This window comes from Hyphomicrobium sp. DY-1, assembly GCF_047497105.1.
GTDB lineage: Bacteria > Pseudomonadota > Alphaproteobacteria > Rhizobiales > Hyphomicrobiaceae > Hyphomicrobium_B.
The window spans coordinates 989,914-1,007,083 of the sequence record NZ_CP134870.1 but is presented as its reverse complement, the minus strand read 5'-3'; the positions used below and the strand labels follow the sequence as shown (position 1 = coordinate 1,007,083).

The window sequence follows — 17,170 nt, the reverse complement described above, 5'->3', positions numbered from 1 at the left end:
ATCGAAGCTTTGCGGGAAAGCCAACATATGACCTCTCGGCATTTTGAGCCTGTGCATGCCGGCCTTTTGATCGGCGGCGAGTGGCGCCCCGGTAACCGCGAGCTGGAGGTGCGCGACCCGGCTCGCTTCGATGAGCTCGTCGGAACCGCAACGCGTGGTTCAGTGGCAGAAGTCGATGAGGCGATAGCAGCGGCAAAAGCGGCACAGCCGGGCTGGGCGAAAATCGGTTTCAGAGAAAGAGCGGCTGTACTGTCGCAGGTTTTGGAGCGACTCGACCGCGACTTCGAAGCGCGCGCCATCCTCTACGTCCGCGAGAACGGCCGCACTCTCGCCGAGGCGCGCGCGGAGCTGGGCACAATAGCCGTAAATCAGCGCCTGACTTTGGAATTGGCCGGAACGCTCGAACAGGGCCGAAGCTCGTCGTTTGATCGCGGCACGACGCTTGTCCGTCACATCCCGTTCGGCGTCGTTGTGTCCATTGTTCCCTGGAACGCGCCCGTAACGCTCGCGATGCTGCAGATTATTCCGGCCTTGCTCGCGGGCAATTCCGTTGTGCTGAAGCCCCCGGAAAGCTGTCCACTGACGCTCATCAGAACGATAGAGCTTTTTGCGGACTTGCTCCCTGCCGGAACACTCAACGTCGTCACCGGTCTGCCCGCGGAGATCGGCGACAGGCTAACGACGCATCCTGATGTCGGCAAAATTGGCTTCACCGGCAGCATCAAGTCCGCGCAATACATCATGGCGAAGGCGGCAGGCACCATCAAAGGCGTTACGCTTGAGCTGGGTGGCAACGATCCGGCGATCGTGTTGGTGGACGCTGATCTCTCGGAAGAGACGCTCCGGAAAATGGTCGGCGGGATTTTTCAAAGCTCAGGCCAAGTGTGCATGGCCATCAAACGGATCTACGTCGCCGATGAGATTAAAGACCGGTTCGTTGACACGTTCCAGCACGTAGCCGATCGCATTGTCCTCGGCCACGGACTGGAAGCCCGTACTTCCATGGGCCCCATGCACACGCAAGCAGGTGTCGACCGCGCCGCCGGCCTTTTGGCCGATTGCAAAGGACGTGGCGCTGATATCGTAACGCTTGGCTCCGCTGATATTTCCGCCGATTTTTCGCGTGGCTATTTTGTGCAACCTGCCATGGTGAACAATCTTCCTGACGATGCTCCGCTCATGGCGGACGAACAGTTCTGCCCTATCATTCCCATTAGCGGCTTCAATGATGTCGACGAGATCGTTCAACGCTCGAACAACACGCATTTCGGGCTTGGCGCATCGGTTTGGGGACGCAACATGGATCGCGCCATCGACATCGCCAAACGGCTTGAGGCGGGAACCGTGTTTATCAACAGTCACGGAATCTCGAGCATCAACAGAAGAGCGCCCTACGGCGGCATCAAGCAGAGCGGCATCGGTCGCAAGGCAGCGCTGGAAGGGATCGGCGAGTACCTGCAGCTCCAGACTTTGACTATTGCAGACTAGGCCCGCTCGTCGGGCCGCCTCCAACAAGTTCAGCGAGATCACGCGGCGCCGCCCACGCGTTGTCGGCATTGCATCACGTCTAGTTCCCATTATCGCGCAAAAGCGCGCTCAGCCTTTGGCGTTCCTGCTCAAAAACTAGAACCTGATCAAAAATAATTCCAAAGGGGATCAGTTCGCGGGTTGACTAAAAAATGGCAGTGATGTTTCACTGTGCATAAAGATCGTCAGATCGTCTGGAGCTTACTATGACCGCGATACTAGAAACGACAGTGCTCAAGGGAGCTCACGTGATCGATCCGGCAAACGGCATCGATCGGATTACCGACATCATGATCCACGATGGTCGCATCGCGGCAGTAGGCGACGCGCTCGACGCCGAAAATGCATCCATCATTGATCTCAAGGGAAAATACGTCACGCCGGGCTGGATCGATATGCATGTCCACGCGTACGGCACGCTGGGCTTCGCCGACCCGGATACCGTCGGCGTTTACCACGGCGTCACGTCTTTCGTCGAAGCCGGTGGGCCGGGCATTGGCACCCTCGATGAATTCTTTGCGTTGATGACCGATCTCGAGACTGACCTTTACGTCGGTCCCTTTATCCGTCCGTTGGGATTGCTCGGCCTGAACTTCATCGAAGGCGATGTGCGCACGCTGGGTGATGTGCCGATCACGCGCTGGGTGGATACGGCGAAACAGCACAAGGATCGCATCCGCTACATCAAATGCAATGCCATGGGCGATTACGGTCCTGGCACGTTGAACGTGACCAAGGGGCTGGCCCAGATTCTGGGCGTACCGCTTTATATGCACATCGGTGAGTTCCAGCTTCAAACGCCCGACCCGGTGCTCGCCTATGAGGCGTTCCGAATTGCCGAGAAGGGTGACATGATCACCCACATCTACCACGGAAATCTTGGTCAAATTATCGACGAGAACGGCAAGATCATGCCGGTCGTCAAGGATGCGCTGGAGCGTGGCGTGATTTTCGATCTCGGTTTTGGCGGCTATAATTTCTCTTGGGACGTCGCCGAGAAGGCCTTCGCGCAGGGAATCGTTCCCCATACGATCAGCTCAGATCTCCAACAGTTCAATGTCGTGCGACCCGCAAAATCGCTCGCCAACGTACTGAGCATCATGATGCATCTCGGTATGCCGCTGAAGCAGATTATTGAAGCGGTAACGATCAATTCGGCCAAGGCCATCTCCCTGACGGATCGTGCCGGAGATCTATCTGTCGGAAAGCCCGCCGACGTTACTGTGTTCGAAATCGAAGAAGGCCAATTCGAACTCAGCGACTGCTTCACGCAGACGCGCACCGCCAATAAGCGCTTTGTGCCCAAAATGACCTTCAAAAACGGCAAGCGCTTCGATGTGGATATGGATCTCGGACAGAATGAAGCCAATTGGTTTCTTCAAATCGCAGAAGACCATATTCCCGAGGCCGGCGCCGCGCTTTCGGATCGTCAGCGTGCCTTTCTCGGCAGTCTCGGCGGGGCGCTGTCGAACGTCGATTGGGAGCTCTCCTCTGCGGAAAGGCTCGACATTCCAAAGGCGCTAGAACTTCAGGCTCTTTTCCACCGCGTGCGAGAAGAGAATGATCTTCCGCTCCGCGAAGCTCTGCGCGCGGTTTACGACTCCTTCGTCGATAGCAAATTTACCATGCAGATCGGCCTTTTCTTGATGCGTATCGAGCGGCCGCTCGCCTTGTCGAGAATGGCCGAAATGGCCGGCAAGCGCCCGCACATGGCGGCGTAACATCGACGCACCTTTCGCACCGCGACGACAACCCATCTGGACGGCTCAAGAATGACAACGATGACTGAATACTCCTGGCAAGCGCTCAAAGGTCTCGATCCTGAAACCGCTACCTTTCCGGCGCGCGCCAACTTCGAAGGTGAAGGAATAGTCATATTTCGGACCAAAGACGGCTTTCGCGGAACGCAACGAGGTTGCCCCCATATGCAGGCGACCATGCTGAACGGCGAACTCACTGCCAACGACACCATGGTTCGTTGTCCCTTGCACGTCTTCACCTTCAAGCTGTCGGATGGAAAGGGCGTCAACTGTCCGGGCTTCAAAATAAAGGTCTTCGAGGTGAGGCAGGATGGCCAAACTTTGTACGCACGGCCGGTCAACGCGTGATCGTCAAACGTTTGCAGGGATAGTGAGATGACGGTCGTCGACGTAAAACAGAATGCCGCCATTGCGCGTGAGGAAATCAGCGTGCGTCGCCGCCGCATGAACCGTAGCCTCACCATCCATCTGGTGCAGTTCGGAATACTCGTCGCGATCCTTGCCATTTGGCAATTCGGTGTATCTGACGCGTCGCTCCCCTATTTCAGCCGTCCGACGATCATCGGGCAGCGACTTATCGTGCTTTTGAGCGGCACGACAATTTACCGGCACATCTATGTGACGCTGACTGAAATCGTTTCGGGTTACGTCCTCGGAGCCGCGCTCGGTCTTCTGCTCGGCTTTGTACTTGGCCGTTCTCCCTTTCTCTCGGCGGTGCTTCAACCCTACATCATGGCGCTTTACAGCATTCCAAAAATCGCGCTGGCGCCGGTTTTCATCGTTTGGCTTGGATTGGGAATCGCGTCGAAGATCGCCGTGGTCCTGCTATCCTCCTTCTTCCTCGTGTTCTTCAACACCTACTCGGGCCTTCTCGGCGTGAACGAGGAGTTTGTTCGTCTAGCGCGTCTCATGGGCGCCTCCTGGACACATACCCTCTGGCGCGTCGTTCTTCCGGCCGCGGCCCCGCAGATATTTATCGGACTTAAGACGGCCGTTCCTTACGCCGTCATCGGCGCCGTGATCGGCGAATACATCGGCGCCAACGAGGGACTAGGCTTCTTCATTCTCTACGCTTCGCAAACCTATGATGTGCCCTCATTGTTTTCGGGCATCATCCTGTTGGTCAGCATCGTCTTCGCCGTGAACGTCGTACTGACGCGTATTGAGCGGCGCATCATGCAGTGGCGCAAAGTCGGCCCGCAGGCGCTCAACATCTGATGATCACCCATTCCTTGCCATTTCTTACATCAGTCGTTGGGGGAGAGAGTTATGCTTGAACGTCGCCTATTCATCAAAAGCGGGGCAACCGTCGTGGCCTCGCTTGCTTTGCCAAATACATACATCTCTAAAGTTTTCGCCGCCGCCGGCGCATTGGCAGCACACGGCGTCTATTCGGCTCCCGGACTTTCTTTTGCGGCGATCTTTCTCGCAGATGCATTGGGGACCTGGAAGAAAAACGGCCTTACGGCCGAGGTGAGCCAGGTGCACGGCGGCCCACTTGCGATGGCCGCTCTGACCAACGGAGAGAGCGCCTTCGCCGCTGTCGCTTCGTCCGATCCCGTGATCAGTTGGGACAAGGGGATCAAAACCCAAGCCGTTGCGGTATTCACGGGGTCTCTCGCGCTTCAGGCGACCGCCCATAAGGATTGGCTTGCTAAAACGGGCAAATCTTTGGAAAGCCCGATTGAAGAGCGGTTGAAGTCTTTCAAAGGGGCACGAATTGGAGTGGCGACCATTGGCGGGGGGCCAGCGCAATACTTACGCTACGCACTTCGCAAGGTCGACATAGATCCTGAGAGAGACGTCACCATTCTTGCGACTGGCTTTGGAGCGACAAGAATGGCAGCTTTACGTACCAAGCAGGTGGATGTCACCGTCGGAGATGCCCCGGAGGCAGATGAGGTTACGGAAGAGGGCTTCGGTTCGCTGTTCATCAATTTTGGACACGACGTGCCGGAGTTTCGCGAGTTCGCGTACACCGTCCTATCAGTGTTGCCGGAAACGGCCAGTAAAAATCCGGAACTGGTCCGGCGCATCGTACATTCGATCAAGGATGCGAATGAGACGATCCACAAAGACGTTGAGGCTGCCGTCAATATTCTGATGCCGGTCTATAACAATAAGGTCGACGCGAAGATCCTGAAGCGGGCAATCCTGCGCGATCAAAAGGCTTACACGCCCGGCTGTCTGATGACGCAAGCGATGTGGGAAAACAATTTCGCAGCCGCTCTCGCGACCGGCATGATCTCCAAAAAACCCCCCATCGCTGAAGGACAGTTCTGGACAAACCAGTTCCTGAGCTAGGCCCCGCCACGATGGATCAGTCATTTTCGAGCCGAGATGGATTACGCCAATGCTGAACAGAAACGTCTCGGGTCAAAATGATGTGGCCCTCACCTTTAAAGACGTGAGCTTGATCTTCGGAAGCGGCCAGCACGCTGTTCCCGCAATCGATAAAGTCAATTTCGACGTACTCGATGGCAAGGTAACAACGGTTGTCGGTCCTTCAGGTTGCGGCAAGACCACGTTGCTGCGCTTGGCGGCCGGCATGGTGCCCGCGTCGGGCGGTCAGGTTCTCCACGACGGCGCTGTCGTCAACCGGCTAAATACGCAGGTGGGCTTTGTCACACAAGACAGCAATCTGTTCCCTTGGCTCACAGCGCTCGCCAATGTCGAGTTCCCTCTCATCGTGCGTGGCGTTCCGAAGGAAGAGCGTCGCGAGAAGGCGCATCGCTGGCTGAAGCTCGTTGGATTGTCCGGGTTCGAAAACCACTATCCCTCGCAGCTCTCAGGCGGAATGCAAAAGCGTGTCTCGATTGTGCGCACGCTCATCTACGAGCCGAATGTCGTTCTATTCGATGAGCCTTTCGGGGCGTTGGACGCTCAGACTCGGATGACGTTGCATCACGAGCTGCTCGAACTCTGGAAAGAGAAGAAAAGCACAATGCTTTTCATCACCCACGACCTCGTCGAAGCTATAACATTATCAGATCAGATTATCGTCATGACCCGGCGCCCCGGGCGCGTGAAGCAGATTTATGAAGTGCCGCTGGCGCGGCCGCGCAACGTCTTCGAGATCTACCTTGAGCCCGGGTTTGACGAAGCTTACGCTGCACTCTGGCAGTATTTCAAATCAGAGATCGTTGTCGCTTAATGGCATCTACCTGAAGCGCGTAAATCGCTAAAGCGAGGTCGCTGGCCTAAATGACCAGCGACCTCTTTTGCTATGGCTTAGCGTCCGTCTCTCTGCGGAAGCGATCGCCAAGGCGATCAAACACAAGATAGTGGCCTTTGAACCAAGGCTCCTGTGCAAGTCGGTTCCGCCATGGTGTCTCGCGGGCCTGTTTGCGCGCGTCCGACTCCAGAACCGATCGATCGGCGAGGTAATGCAGCGCCAGACGATTATACTGACCGGGCTCGCCATCAAAGATCTCGAAGCGACGAACGCCGAGCCACCGGCTGTCCTGCATCAGAAGGGGAATATGATCCTGATCGTACCAGGAATCGAAATCCGACTGGCGTTCCTCCGGCACGTAAAAGAACACGGGATAGAGAACCGGAGAGTCGATGAAATCATCATTGCTGTTTGAACGTGACCCGATTTGCTCTGCGAGATAGCGCGTAAAACCAGTCACCGCGCCGAGCATCTCCTTTGTCTCTGCCGAAGGCTTGCCTTTGATCTCCTTGTATTCCGGTGTCTGTAAGACATCCGGCGACGACATTTCATAGACGGCGAGGTAGTTTCTTTCGTTGCCATCACGATAGCGTTGAGCGCTCGTAAATCCGGGAGCTCCCATGCGGAGCGGGATGTGATGTTCGTCATACCAACGATTGAAGCGGTCTTCGCGATCCTCCGGCGGTGTCATTTCAGAAAAGAGGATCGTAGGCACTTGGGACATCAGAATTCTCTCCGAGGTATTGCTTGACAGCACGAATGTGGCTCGCCAAATTCCGCCCAATTCACTAGGTTGTCAAACAATCTGTGAGTAAGACGATAGCGAGAGAATGGACAATGCAGCTGAACATCAGGCGAATGAGCACGGTCATCGAAGACAAGTTTGAGGAAGCCGGCAAAGCTGCAAATCCGCCCCTTCGAAAATTGGCCGTTATTGCCGTCGTGGAGAACCCGTTTGTTGGGCGCTATGTCGAAGACCTAAGCCCTCTGGTTACGGTGAGCAGCTCGATCGGCGCAGAGATGGCAAAACGTGCGATCGAAGCGTTTGGATCCTATGAAGTTGAGAGCTACGGCAAGGGGGGCATCGTCGGCTTGTCGGGCGAGCAGGAGCATGCGAACGCGCTGTTGACGACGACCTTCGCTACGCCTTTCCGCGAATTGATCGGGGATGCGCCGGCCTGGATTTCATCCATGACCAAAGTCGCCGCGCCCGGCTCGCTTATTGATATTCCAATGAACGCGATAACCGACGTCTATGTGCGGTCGCACTATAACGGCATGTCGCTCGTCCTGGCCGATTCCCCGTTGCCGGATGAGATTGCGCTCATCTTCTGTCTTGCGAATCGCGGCCGCCTCAACGCCCGCGTGGGCGGATTGACGTTTGAAGACTCCAAGTCCGCGCTACGCAAGCCCCAGTTTGCCTAAGCGTTCGCCACACCATTTTCGGTAAACTATGGTCGGCCGCCGAGCCGGGAACCGACCCTTCATCACTGCTTCCGGGGGGATGGCGTCGCAGACCTTCAGTGGCTTTCGCCACTGAAGGTCTGTTGGATGCGACACTCTGCGACTCGCGCCTTTCGCACTGTTTCCGGAGTGTTTCGGCTGCGGCCAACGAAGCGCGGTATGCCGTCGGTTACGACGGCGCCAATTCCCATGATGTCGCCATTGCATAAGGCGGAAAGCGCGTCATTTTGCGAGCCGCCGAGGCAAGCATCCACGAGCACGATGTCGGCGTCCTTCCCTTCTGCGATAGTGCCAGAGTTCAGCCGATACGTTTTTGCGTTGTTGCCCGTCGCCATCGCGATAGCGATTTCCGGCGCGACGTGTCCAAGCGACGCCAAATGGCTCATCGTATACATCATGCCCAATGGCATGATCCCGCTCCCGGTAGGCGTATCTGTCGCGATGAGAAGCCGGTCCAGACGATCGACGTCTTCAAGCAACTCAGCAACCAGCAGCGTCGTGCGCAGATTACCCGCCGTGCAGACCTGCATCGCGACATCGCTCTCGTGGACGAGACGGGGGAAGTCTCTGTCCGGCATAGCGATCGGGCCACCATTGACGTGGAAGGACACGTCGGGCTGCATCTTGATGAGGTGATCCGCCCAAATTCCTGAAGATCCAGGAATGGACGAACCGCCCGTGTGGACCATCGTGACCATGTTCTGGTCCTTCGCGAGTCGAATGTAAGGAGCGTAATCGTAGGGCGTCGCAAACGCACCAAACCCGGCTTTGGCAAGCCATACCCCGTTCCGAGCCAACTCCGCAAAATCGGCGCTCGTCAAACCCGGCTCGATGATTACAGCCCCGGCATGGACGCGCATTCCGCCGGGGCGGAACTTATCGAAGGATTTCCGCGCGGCGATAGCAAGGGCTTTCACGCCATCGGGATCGCGGGGACGGCCGGGCACATGAACTTCGGAGGCGCTGATGCTCGTTGTTACGCCGCCGTGGGTATAGCTCTCCAGAAAGCCCACGGTCTTTTGGCGAGGTGTGTAATCCCCGAAGGTGATGTGGACGTGAGAATCGATCAATCCCGGCATCGCCATCATGCCTCCCGCATCAATGGCGACATCACTGTCGGCGACCTGCCCCGATCCCACGGAAGTTATTTTGCCGTCGTCCACGAGGATGACATCGCCGGCGATTGCGGGTGAGGCAATGTCGCCGGTCAGGATCTTACCGATATTGAAGATGGATACTTTCATGAAGCTATTTCCGCCGTTCTTTATGCGTGTTTCTCAAATCCGTTGGTCCGTTCCGTGACCGACTTATTTTCCCTAAATGTCAAAAGGACATGCGTAATTAGAAGGCATTACACGCTCAAAGTTTTGTCAAACGCGCTGCTGATTTTAGATTGTCAGACGATTTGTCAAGTGCTTAGTTTTCAACTTCAGTATTCAGCTATGGGGGAATGGCGTTGAACCGGGAGAGGGACGAATACGGAAGATTTCTCGACAGACTTCCAATGAACCGTCGCCATTGGACCGTATTTGCGGTTTGTGCGGCCGCATTTGCTTTTGACGCTCTCGATTTTCAAATCATGGCACTCGTCGGGCCGGCGATCACAAAAGAATGGAGCCTTCGGCCTCAGGAACTCGGATTTATCCTTTCCGCAACCGGCGTAGGTATGCTGATAGGAGCCTATCTCTTCGGCATTCTAGGCGATCGGATTGGACGGCGCTTAGGATTTCAGATCACGATCGCAATCTTCGCATTGTCCAGTGGACTTTGCGTCTTTGTGCAAAACCCCGCCCAATTGGTGGCGCTGCGCTTCATCACCGGCATCGGAATTGGCGGATGCATTCCCATCGATACGGCAATGATGTCCGAATACATGCCGGCGCGCCGCCGCGGACAGCTCATGGCGTGGTTCGCCCTGTTTTTTCCAATTGGAGGCCTTTTGGCGGCTGCCGCTGCGCGAATCCTGGTGCCGGAAATCGGGTGGAGAGCCCTATTCGCTGTCGGCGTCGCTCCCGCAATTTTAGTCCTTTTGGTCCGCTTGCTCATCCCCGAAAGCCCGCGCTTTTTGCTTGCCCGGGGGCGCATGAGCGAAGCTGAAAAATCTATCGACTGGCTTACCGGAGGCCATTTCCAGAAGCGTTCGTCGTCTTTTTCCCTACCGCTATCCGCGATCGCTCCTGCCAATTTCGCCGACCTCTTTGGCTCGACATATTTCAGGCGCACCGTGATGTTGACGGGAGTTTGGTTCTTCTGGGCCTTTTCTTATTTCGGCTTGATCTTGTGGCTTCCGTCTATCCTCACCCGCTTCAAGGGCATCGAACCTGCGGGCGTTTTCGAATACCTCATAGGATTTCAATGCTGCGGCATTCTCGGACGTGTCACGATGTCGTTCGTTGTCGATCAATGGGGACGGATCAAGACCTTTGCGCTTTGCGCGACGGGCGCTGCTGTCGCGGCGATGGTGTTCGGGCAGCAAACTTCAGTGATCGGCACTCTTGTTGCTGGCTACATATTGGCATTCTTTCATGACGGCGGCCAAAGCGGAATAGCGGCTTACGCACCGGAGCTCTATCCGACGCGCGTGCGAACCACGGGCGTTGGCTGGGCCAATGGAGCGGCGCGAATAGCGGCATTTCTTTCGCCGGCGATCATGGGGTATTTGGTTCCTTTCGGCCCTTGGGCTCTCTTTGCGTTGCTTGCAGCCGGATATCTTCTCGCTGGCATCGTCATCGTCAGTTTCAGGATCGAAACCGCCGGTCTAAATCTGGAAGATGCGGCACTCGATGCCGATTCTCAGTCCCATGAGACTGTGGCGGTGCTGCCTTAGCGCGAGAGCTCGCGCCGGTCACGAACAAGGTAACTCTTGTCGAGCATGACATGGATACCCTTGTTGCCGTTGACGACCTGTGTCACCCGAATGTCGGCGGCAATGCTGCAAAGGCTATAGGCATCTTCGCGAGAGAGTCCGGTGCGCGCGCAGATGAGTTTCAGCATATCTCGCAAAGCGATCACGACACCATCATCGAGATCAGGGTGAAACGCCATCGTGATGATATGATTCGCCGTTTCCGCGAGCGGCCAATCAAGATGTAGATCTTCGCGCAGGTGCAATTCGAAGGTCCCGGTCAGGCCGGTCTCGATTGCGCTGCAGACCTCACCGTCGCCTTGTGCTGCATGCCCATCTCCCACCGAGAACAGTGCGCCCTCAGCGTGAATCGGCAGATAAAGGGTCGTTCCCGCAACCAGTTCCTTGTTGTCGATGTTTCCGCCATTTCTGCGAGGCGGCAGAGACGAGACGGCGCCCCATTGCTTAGGAGGCGCAGTTGCCATCACGCCGAAAAAAGGCGTGAGGGGAATTTCTAAGCCCCACGGCATTTGCGCGATCTTACGTTTCCGGTCGATCGGAAAATGAATGACTCTGAATTCTTCGAAGTCATCGGGCAGCGCGCCGGCCAGCGGAAAAATGATGTTGTAGCCCCAGTCGCAGTTGAGCTCGATGGATTTGATCCGCACCTCGAGGACGTGGCCGGGTTTGGCGCCACGAAGTTCCACCGGCCCCGTCAGAATGTGCCCGACTGGGCCTTGCCTCACTTGGGCATGGATAGCAGATAACGCGTCCGGCACGATGAAGCCGCTCGCAGCTGCCGGCATATCCATAGGTCTGCCCGAAACGGTCGAAAGTGTAACCGTGTCCCCCGATGTCACAGATATAACGGGCTTCAGGGAAGCGTCGAAAAATCCCCAATGCACGGTATCCGGCGATGCGGATACGCGATGATGTCCGAGAACCCTCGTGGCTTCTTCACTGTCATTCATCGAGATCTCCGGAGAAGAGGCGCGTCGATGGGAGCCCGCGCTTTGCAGCGGGCTCCTCTTGCTGGTGATGCGCCGCGAGGTTCAGTGGCGACCCAAAAGCGGGATAACCGCGCACGAGCATATTAGGCTGCCGCAGACAAGCACGTAGAGGCCCCAATCGATACTGTTGGTCGCTGCGATGACTACGCCCATGGCAAAAGGAGCGAAGGCCCCGATCGTGTTTGCAATTCCATTCATAACTCCAATTCCGGACGAGGCAACCGTCGGCGGAATGATCTTTATCGAGAGGACGTAGGTGGCAGGAACGCAGAGACCAAAACATCCGGCGCTGAGCGCGATCAATAAAGCCGCTGATGTTGATGAGTCGACCGCCGTGGCGAAATAAAGCAACAGGGAGGCGCCCGTCAGGCCGATGAAAAGTAACGGCGCTTTCCTTTCTAAGCGATCGGACAAGAATCCGGATAAGACCTCGCCGACGAAGAGCAAGACGAATGGAAGAGAGGAATAAACACCGAGATGCTGGACGTCGAAATGGCGCGCGCGCTGCAGATAAGTCGGCAACCAGCTATTCAAGCCCCACAGGTAAATAAGCTCGCCGCAATCGAAAATCGTGAGGAGCCAAAATGCCGGGCTCCGCAGGAAAATTTTGCTGTCGTCCCAAATGGAACCCAGCGTCGCGCTTGAAGCAGGTTTCGAACCAGGAGCGTCCGAGCGCTCTCCGACCACCATCCAAAGCAGCGGTGTCATGATAGCGATGCTGAGTATGCCCAGAACCCAAAACGCTTCCCGCCATCCATAGCCCGTGACAAGGAAGATAATCAGGGGGAACCCTACTGCAGATCCGAAGGGGCTGCCCAAAAGCCAAATCGAGTTCGCGCGTCCGTGTTCTTTTGACGGAAACCAACTGCTGACGACTTTGAGTATCCAGCTGAATTGCGGACCTTCGAAAAGGCCAAGCGCGATCCGGGACGTAAGCATAGATGCGTACGACGTTGCGCTTCCCATCACCAGCATGAGCGCGCCCCAGATGACGGAGCCGGAAATGAGCATTTTGCGTGGCCCGAAGCGATCGCCTGTAAAACTAAAGAGAAGTGACGATATCCCGTAGGTGACGAAGAAGGCGGTCATCAGCATTCCAAGAAGCGCGGGATTGAATCCAATTCCCATCGCGTTCTGAAAATCGGCGTTGTTGAAAAGAACAGCGACGCTAATCCGGTCGAGATAACCTATTACGACAAGAAGCATAAGCACGACAGCGATAAGCCATCGCTTGCCCGGAGCGCTTTTACTTTGCACCGCAACGCGGGCCGATGTCGTATCTGTTTCGAGAGTGCTGTCGGTCATCGGATTTCGTCTCCGTGTATAGGTAAGAAACAGCAGCGCGATTGAGGACTTGGCGTCAATCGGCCGACGAATCTGAGGCTAGCAAGGCAAACGGTGGGTCTGTGTGACCATATTGTCTGTATGTCTTACAGAATGGGAGGCCAATGTTGCGGCAATTCCACGTTCACCTTGCCTCAAAAGCATGCATATCGGCCCGGGTATGACGATTTAGCAACTCTCGTTCAAAGCCTCATGTAAACGGTTTGACTGATTGTAAGACAAGTTGGCATTATGGGGACGCATCGCTGGTTTGCAGCATCGGAGGACGGGGAATGAGTGTGTGGGGGATGGTTACAGGAATTCGAAAGGATGGGGCGGGCATAGGGAGTGTCAATTTCGCTGCTTCGGTCGCTCTGAGTGCCTTTTGCTTAATTCCGGCAGACACAGCCTGTGCGGTCGAGAACGGCATCTATGGCGCGCCGACGGGCGGAACGGATATTCGGCAGGCGTATCTGCCGGATGCGCCAGGCATCTATGGCGGCGCGGTCAGCGCATTTTTCAATTCTCCGGACTTTCGGAACCAGTTCGGCGACAAGTCGACGACCCTCAATCCTGCGCACTTGAATGCAGAGGTTCTAGGTGCGGGAATCTTGATCGTCTATCCCTGGAAGCCGCTTGGCTTCACGTTGGCCTCATCCTTTCAGGCGAGCGCTCAATACGAAGGCGAAACTCTCACTCCGGGAGGCTTTCACAAGCACGGAGCAGGGTGGGGCATCGGCGACAGCTTCACGGATGTTATTCGCGCAAGTAAGTATCTCGGCCTTTTCGGCGCGGAGCGGGGTGATAAGCCGTGGAAATACGGGTTGACGGTCGCCGCCGGTCTCGCGCTTGAGGTCCCAGTCGGCACGTATAACAAGAACGACTTCGTCAATATCGGACATAACACTTTCATCACCATCCCGAACATTGCTGCCACGTATTTGACAGGGCCCAATCTTTCTCTCGGCGGTGACGGCACTGAAATCAGCGGCCGGCTATTTTTTGATACAAACAAGCAAAATCCCGACACTGGCTATCACAGCGGCAATCTGATCGACCTCGACTGGGCGGTGAGCGAAAGGTATGGATCTTGGCAGGTCGGTGTTGCGGGCGACTATGTACAGCAGCTCACTTCCGACCGAACCGGGTCGGGGCTGCAGGTCGCACCCGATGGCGATCTCTTTGGCAAAATAGATCTCGGTCCAGTGGTGGCTTATGACTTCGAAGATCATAGCTCGCTGAAATTCAAGGCGCTCTTTCCGATCGAACACGAGAACAATTTCGATAACCGCGCCTTCGTTTTGTCCTACACACGTAAGCTGGTCTCATTTTAACCGACAGACCTAGATGAACTCCCGGAGCGTCCGACTAGATAGCGACGCTGTACTGCAAACGGAACGGAGCCTTTAGGCCGTTCCGTTTGCATTTTTTTTGTGGATATCAGAACGCAATCTTTTGATGAGCAAAGTCCGGGATCTCGTTCGCCGGATTATCTCAGTTTGTCGGCTTTTACGCTGTCAAATAGGGGAATTAGCGGAAATGTAGCCGAAACAAAATGCGGCTGAGGAGGCCCCGGCCGCGACGTCGTCAGAGGCCTGGTTCCGAGGACTAAGTCCGCGAAATCTCAAATACGGACGGATGGAAGATCTCGTTCAGTGCGAGTTTTCGCGCGGCAAGGCCCTGGTCGACAGAATAGCGCACGAGGGTTTCGATCTCGTGCGCTGATTCAGAAATGCCGTAGCGCCAGAAGTCCGCGCCCATCAGCTCCTTGGCGTCCTGCAAATTTACTTCCGGCCATGGAAGCGTCAGCCGCGCGACTGCTTGCTCCGCCATCTCGCGGAGTGCCACCTCCTTTGCCTGGCAGAACGCCTTGTAAAGAGTTGCTGGCAACCAGGGGTAGCGTTCGACAAGCGCCTTCTTGATCCCGATGAGATGCATCATCGGGAAAATCTTCGTCCGCCGATAATAGTCGCTCTCAACCTCCCGAAAGTTGGGAAACATGAGGCCGATGTTTGGCGTACCTTTTACATAGCAAGAAAGCTCGCGCGCGCTGAAGACGGCGTCGAGTTCTCCGTCAGCCAGCATTTTGTTCAGCGTTTTGTCAGCGGGAATCGCTTGCAGTTCAACACCGGCCGGCAATGACAGAGGGGTTCGTTCATCGCGGCCGGACTCTTCCTGACCGCCGGTTCGCCAGCGGATATCAGCGGGATCTACATCATACTCGTCCTTCAATATGCCGCGCATCCAAACATTTGCAGTCTGCTGGTATTCCGGAAGGCCGACGAGTTTTCCTTTCAGATCGCGTGGTGTCTGGATGCCGCGATCGGTTCGGATAAACAGGCAGGAGTGCCGAAAATGCCGGGATACAAACGCCGGGATCGCCACATAAGGACAGCGATCGCGCGATGTCTGCATCAGGAAGCTGTTGAAGGAAAGTTCCGCGATATCAAAATCTCCGTATCGAAACGCCCTGAAGAAAAGCTCTTCAGGCTCCAAGGCGAGGTACGTGACCTCGCAACCGTCGACGCGAACACGCCCGTCTTTGATGGCACGCGTGCGGTCATAGTCGCCGCAAGCAATAGTGATAGGCACTGGTTTTGACATACACGTCACCTTGAGCTTCCTGAGATATTTCACTGGAATATAGAAGCGGTGAGTGTTGATTTGGTCAAGTGCGCAGATCCGCAGACCTGATTGAAGACGCGGGCGAGATTTTCCTTCTCATTGCCGCCGCCTGACGATTCGCGTCAGATGTTGCCCCCGCTAAATCGGCTTGGGCAGCTCTGAGTTAAATCAAACGAGACCTGGGGATACGCAACCGTAGGGTGTTGCAAAATGTCAGCAGTTATTCGATATTGTCAAACAATCAGACTCAAGGGGGGCGAGTGAGGTTGCTCTGTCGAGGTTTGACGGCGTTTCGAAGCACGCGATAAAGGTCTAGTGTATCAGCTTGCCAAAATCTCGTAACGCGAGGCCCGTGATCGCCGTAATATTGGTTCCCATCCGGCGCGCCCTGCGAACGTCATAGTCAACTCGGAATCACCTCGGAGAGGATGATGGACCTCAAGGTCTCAGCGCAGACTGTTCAAGGACAGGCGGTACGCAACCTGCGCGAAGCGATTACTTCGGGCATGTTCCAGCCTGGTGATCGTCTTGTAGAGGCAGAGATGTGCGCACGATTGGGGATCAGCCGCCCCTCGTTGCGAGAGGCGTTGCGTAGTCTTGAAGCCGAGCGATTGATCGTAATCGTCCCCAATAAGGGACCGCACATCCCTATTCTCTCTCTCGAAGAAGCGAAGCAGATTTACGACGTGCGGGCACTGCTCGAAGGGGAGGCTGCCGCGTTGTTTGCCAGCCGGGCCACGGTGGCAGCGCTGGATATTATGAAGCGTGCGTTGACCCAATTTGACTTGGCGACGAAAGAAGAGGATCTGAGTGGGCAGCTTGAAACGACGCGACAATTCTATGAACAGATGCTCGGAGGTTGCGGCAATAAGATCATAGAGGAGATGCTGAACGCTTTAACTGCACGCATCACCTTTCTTCGGTCGAAGTCGATGTCACAACCCGGACGGGCGCAAAAGAGCAGTCGGGAAATGAAGGCGATTTTCAAGGCTTTTGCCGCAGGCGACGCGGAGGCCGCGCGCGAAGCAGCCGTGGGACATGTGCGGATGGCCTGTAAGGCAGCGACGGAAAAATTTCTTGCGGACCAAGCTAGTCCTAAGAATTGGCCCTCGCGCGGTCGATCGAAATAGTCGAAGCCGTAGGCAAATACCCGGCATTCCTCGCCGACCTGGTGTTGCAGTGGGTTGGGCTCCGTGGGGAGCGTTGCAAAAAGTGCGACCCGGATGCACGAGAGAATGCATCCGGGTCCTGGGACGCGCGACTCTCATGACGAAAGCATGCGCAAATGGCTTTATAGCACCTCTTTTTTCCCAGGCAAAGATTGTCAGACAATATGGTGGTAGTGTGTTTCCTACCTCAGATTGCTGCTCAACCATTCAACACAAAGTAGGAGCGCCATTCGCTCATAGGGAACTGCCTCGGCTTTGGGAGCCAACTCCTG

Annotated in this window: 15 protein-coding genes; 10 read left to right on the top strand and 5 right to left on the bottom strand. The window is 55.9% G+C overall.

The window, feature by feature from the left end:
• The first annotated feature begins 27 nt into the window (after nt 1–27).
• From RLW41_RS04840 to RLW41_RS04815, 6 genes are all read left to right on the top strand, one after another.
• Entirely contained in the window at nt 28–1,488 is a 1,461-nt protein-coding gene (locus tag RLW41_RS04840) for an aldehyde dehydrogenase family protein (RefSeq protein ID WP_414463724.1), read from the top strand.
• 245 nt (nt 1,489–1,733) lie between these two features.
• Complete coding sequence (locus tag RLW41_RS04835) at nt 1,734–3,248, top strand: amidohydrolase family protein (protein ID WP_414463723.1); 1,515 nt, start codon at nt 1,734–1,736, stop codon at nt 3,246–3,248.
• A 51-nt stretch (nt 3,249–3,299) separates the two neighbouring features.
• The gene (locus RLW41_RS04830; protein WP_414463722.1) at nt 3,300–3,635 is read left to right on the top strand and encodes a Rieske (2Fe-2S) protein; all 336 of its coding nucleotides are present in this window, start codon (nt 3,300–3,302) and stop codon (nt 3,633–3,635) included.
• Between the two features lie 27 nt (nt 3,636–3,662).
• Nucleotides 3,663–4,505 carry an ABC transporter permease gene (locus tag RLW41_RS04825; protein ID WP_414463721.1) on the top strand — a complete coding sequence of 281 codons (843 nt, stop codon included), beginning with the start codon at nt 3,663–3,665 and terminating at the stop codon, nt 4,503–4,505.
• A gap of 51 nt (nt 4,506–4,556) precedes the next feature.
• Complete coding sequence (locus tag RLW41_RS04820) at nt 4,557–5,591, top strand: ABC transporter substrate-binding protein (protein WP_414463720.1); 1,035 nt, start codon at nt 4,557–4,559, stop codon at nt 5,589–5,591.
• Between the two features lie 49 nt (nt 5,592–5,640).
• The gene (locus tag RLW41_RS04815; RefSeq protein WP_414463719.1) at nt 5,641–6,441 is read left to right on the top strand and encodes an ABC transporter ATP-binding protein; all 801 of its coding nucleotides are present in this window, start codon (nt 5,641–5,643) and stop codon (nt 6,439–6,441) included.
• A 70-nt stretch (nt 6,442–6,511) separates the two neighbouring features.
• Here the strand turns inward: RLW41_RS04815 and RLW41_RS04810 are convergent, their stop codons facing one another.
• On the bottom strand, nt 6,512–7,186 hold the full coding sequence (locus RLW41_RS04810; protein ID WP_414463718.1) for a hypothetical protein: 675 nt from the start codon (nt 7,184–7,186) through the stop codon (nt 6,512–6,514).
• A 134-nt stretch (nt 7,187–7,320) separates the two neighbouring features.
• Here RLW41_RS04810 and RLW41_RS04805 point away from each other — a divergent pair, with 134 nt between their 5' ends.
• Entirely contained in the window at nt 7,321–7,887 is a 567-nt protein-coding gene (locus RLW41_RS04805) for an amino acid synthesis family protein (RefSeq protein ID WP_414463717.1), read from the top strand.
• A gap of 95 nt (nt 7,888–7,982) precedes the next feature.
• Here RLW41_RS04805 and RLW41_RS04800 read toward each other — a convergent pair whose 3' ends face one another.
• Nucleotides 7,983–9,170, bottom strand: a complete 1,188-nt coding sequence (locus RLW41_RS04800; protein WP_414463716.1) for an amidohydrolase family protein — start codon at nt 9,168–9,170, stop codon at nt 7,983–7,985.
• 260 nt (nt 9,171–9,430) lie between these two features.
• Between RLW41_RS04800 and RLW41_RS04795 the strand changes: the two genes are divergently transcribed.
• Entirely contained in the window at nt 9,431–10,753 is a 1,323-nt protein-coding gene (locus tag RLW41_RS04795) for an MFS transporter (protein WP_414463715.1), read from the top strand.
• Here RLW41_RS04795 and RLW41_RS04790 read toward each other — a convergent pair.
• Complete coding sequence (locus RLW41_RS04790) at nt 10,750–11,742, bottom strand: acetamidase/formamidase family protein (protein WP_414463714.1); 993 nt, start codon at nt 11,740–11,742, stop codon at nt 10,750–10,752. The genes RLW41_RS04795 and RLW41_RS04790 overlap by 4 nt on opposite strands.
• An 81-nt stretch (nt 11,743–11,823) precedes the next feature.
• Entirely contained in the window at nt 11,824–12,987 is a 1,164-nt protein-coding gene (locus RLW41_RS04785; protein ID WP_414464666.1) for an MFS transporter, read from the bottom strand.
• A 410-nt stretch (nt 12,988–13,397) separates the two neighbouring features.
• Here RLW41_RS04785 and RLW41_RS04780 point away from each other — a divergent pair, with 410 nt between their 5' ends.
• Nucleotides 13,398–14,438 carry a transporter gene (locus tag RLW41_RS04780; protein ID WP_414463713.1) on the top strand — a complete coding sequence of 347 codons (1,041 nt, stop codon included), beginning with the start codon at nt 13,398–13,400 and terminating at the stop codon, nt 14,436–14,438.
• A gap of 274 nt (nt 14,439–14,712) precedes the next feature.
• Here RLW41_RS04780 and RLW41_RS04775 read toward each other — a convergent pair whose 3' ends face one another.
• A complete protein-coding gene (locus tag RLW41_RS04775) occupies nt 14,713–15,600 on the bottom strand; it encodes an ABC transporter substrate-binding protein (RefSeq protein WP_414463712.1) in 888 nt (295 codons plus the stop codon).
• A gap of 557 nt (nt 15,601–16,157) precedes the next feature.
• Here RLW41_RS04775 and RLW41_RS04770 point away from each other — a divergent pair.
• Nucleotides 16,158–16,859: a GntR family transcriptional regulator gene (locus tag RLW41_RS04770; protein WP_414463711.1), complete on the top strand. Its 702-nt coding sequence runs from the start codon at nt 16,158–16,160 to the stop codon at nt 16,857–16,859.
• Nucleotides 16,860–17,170: the final 311 nt, after the last annotated feature.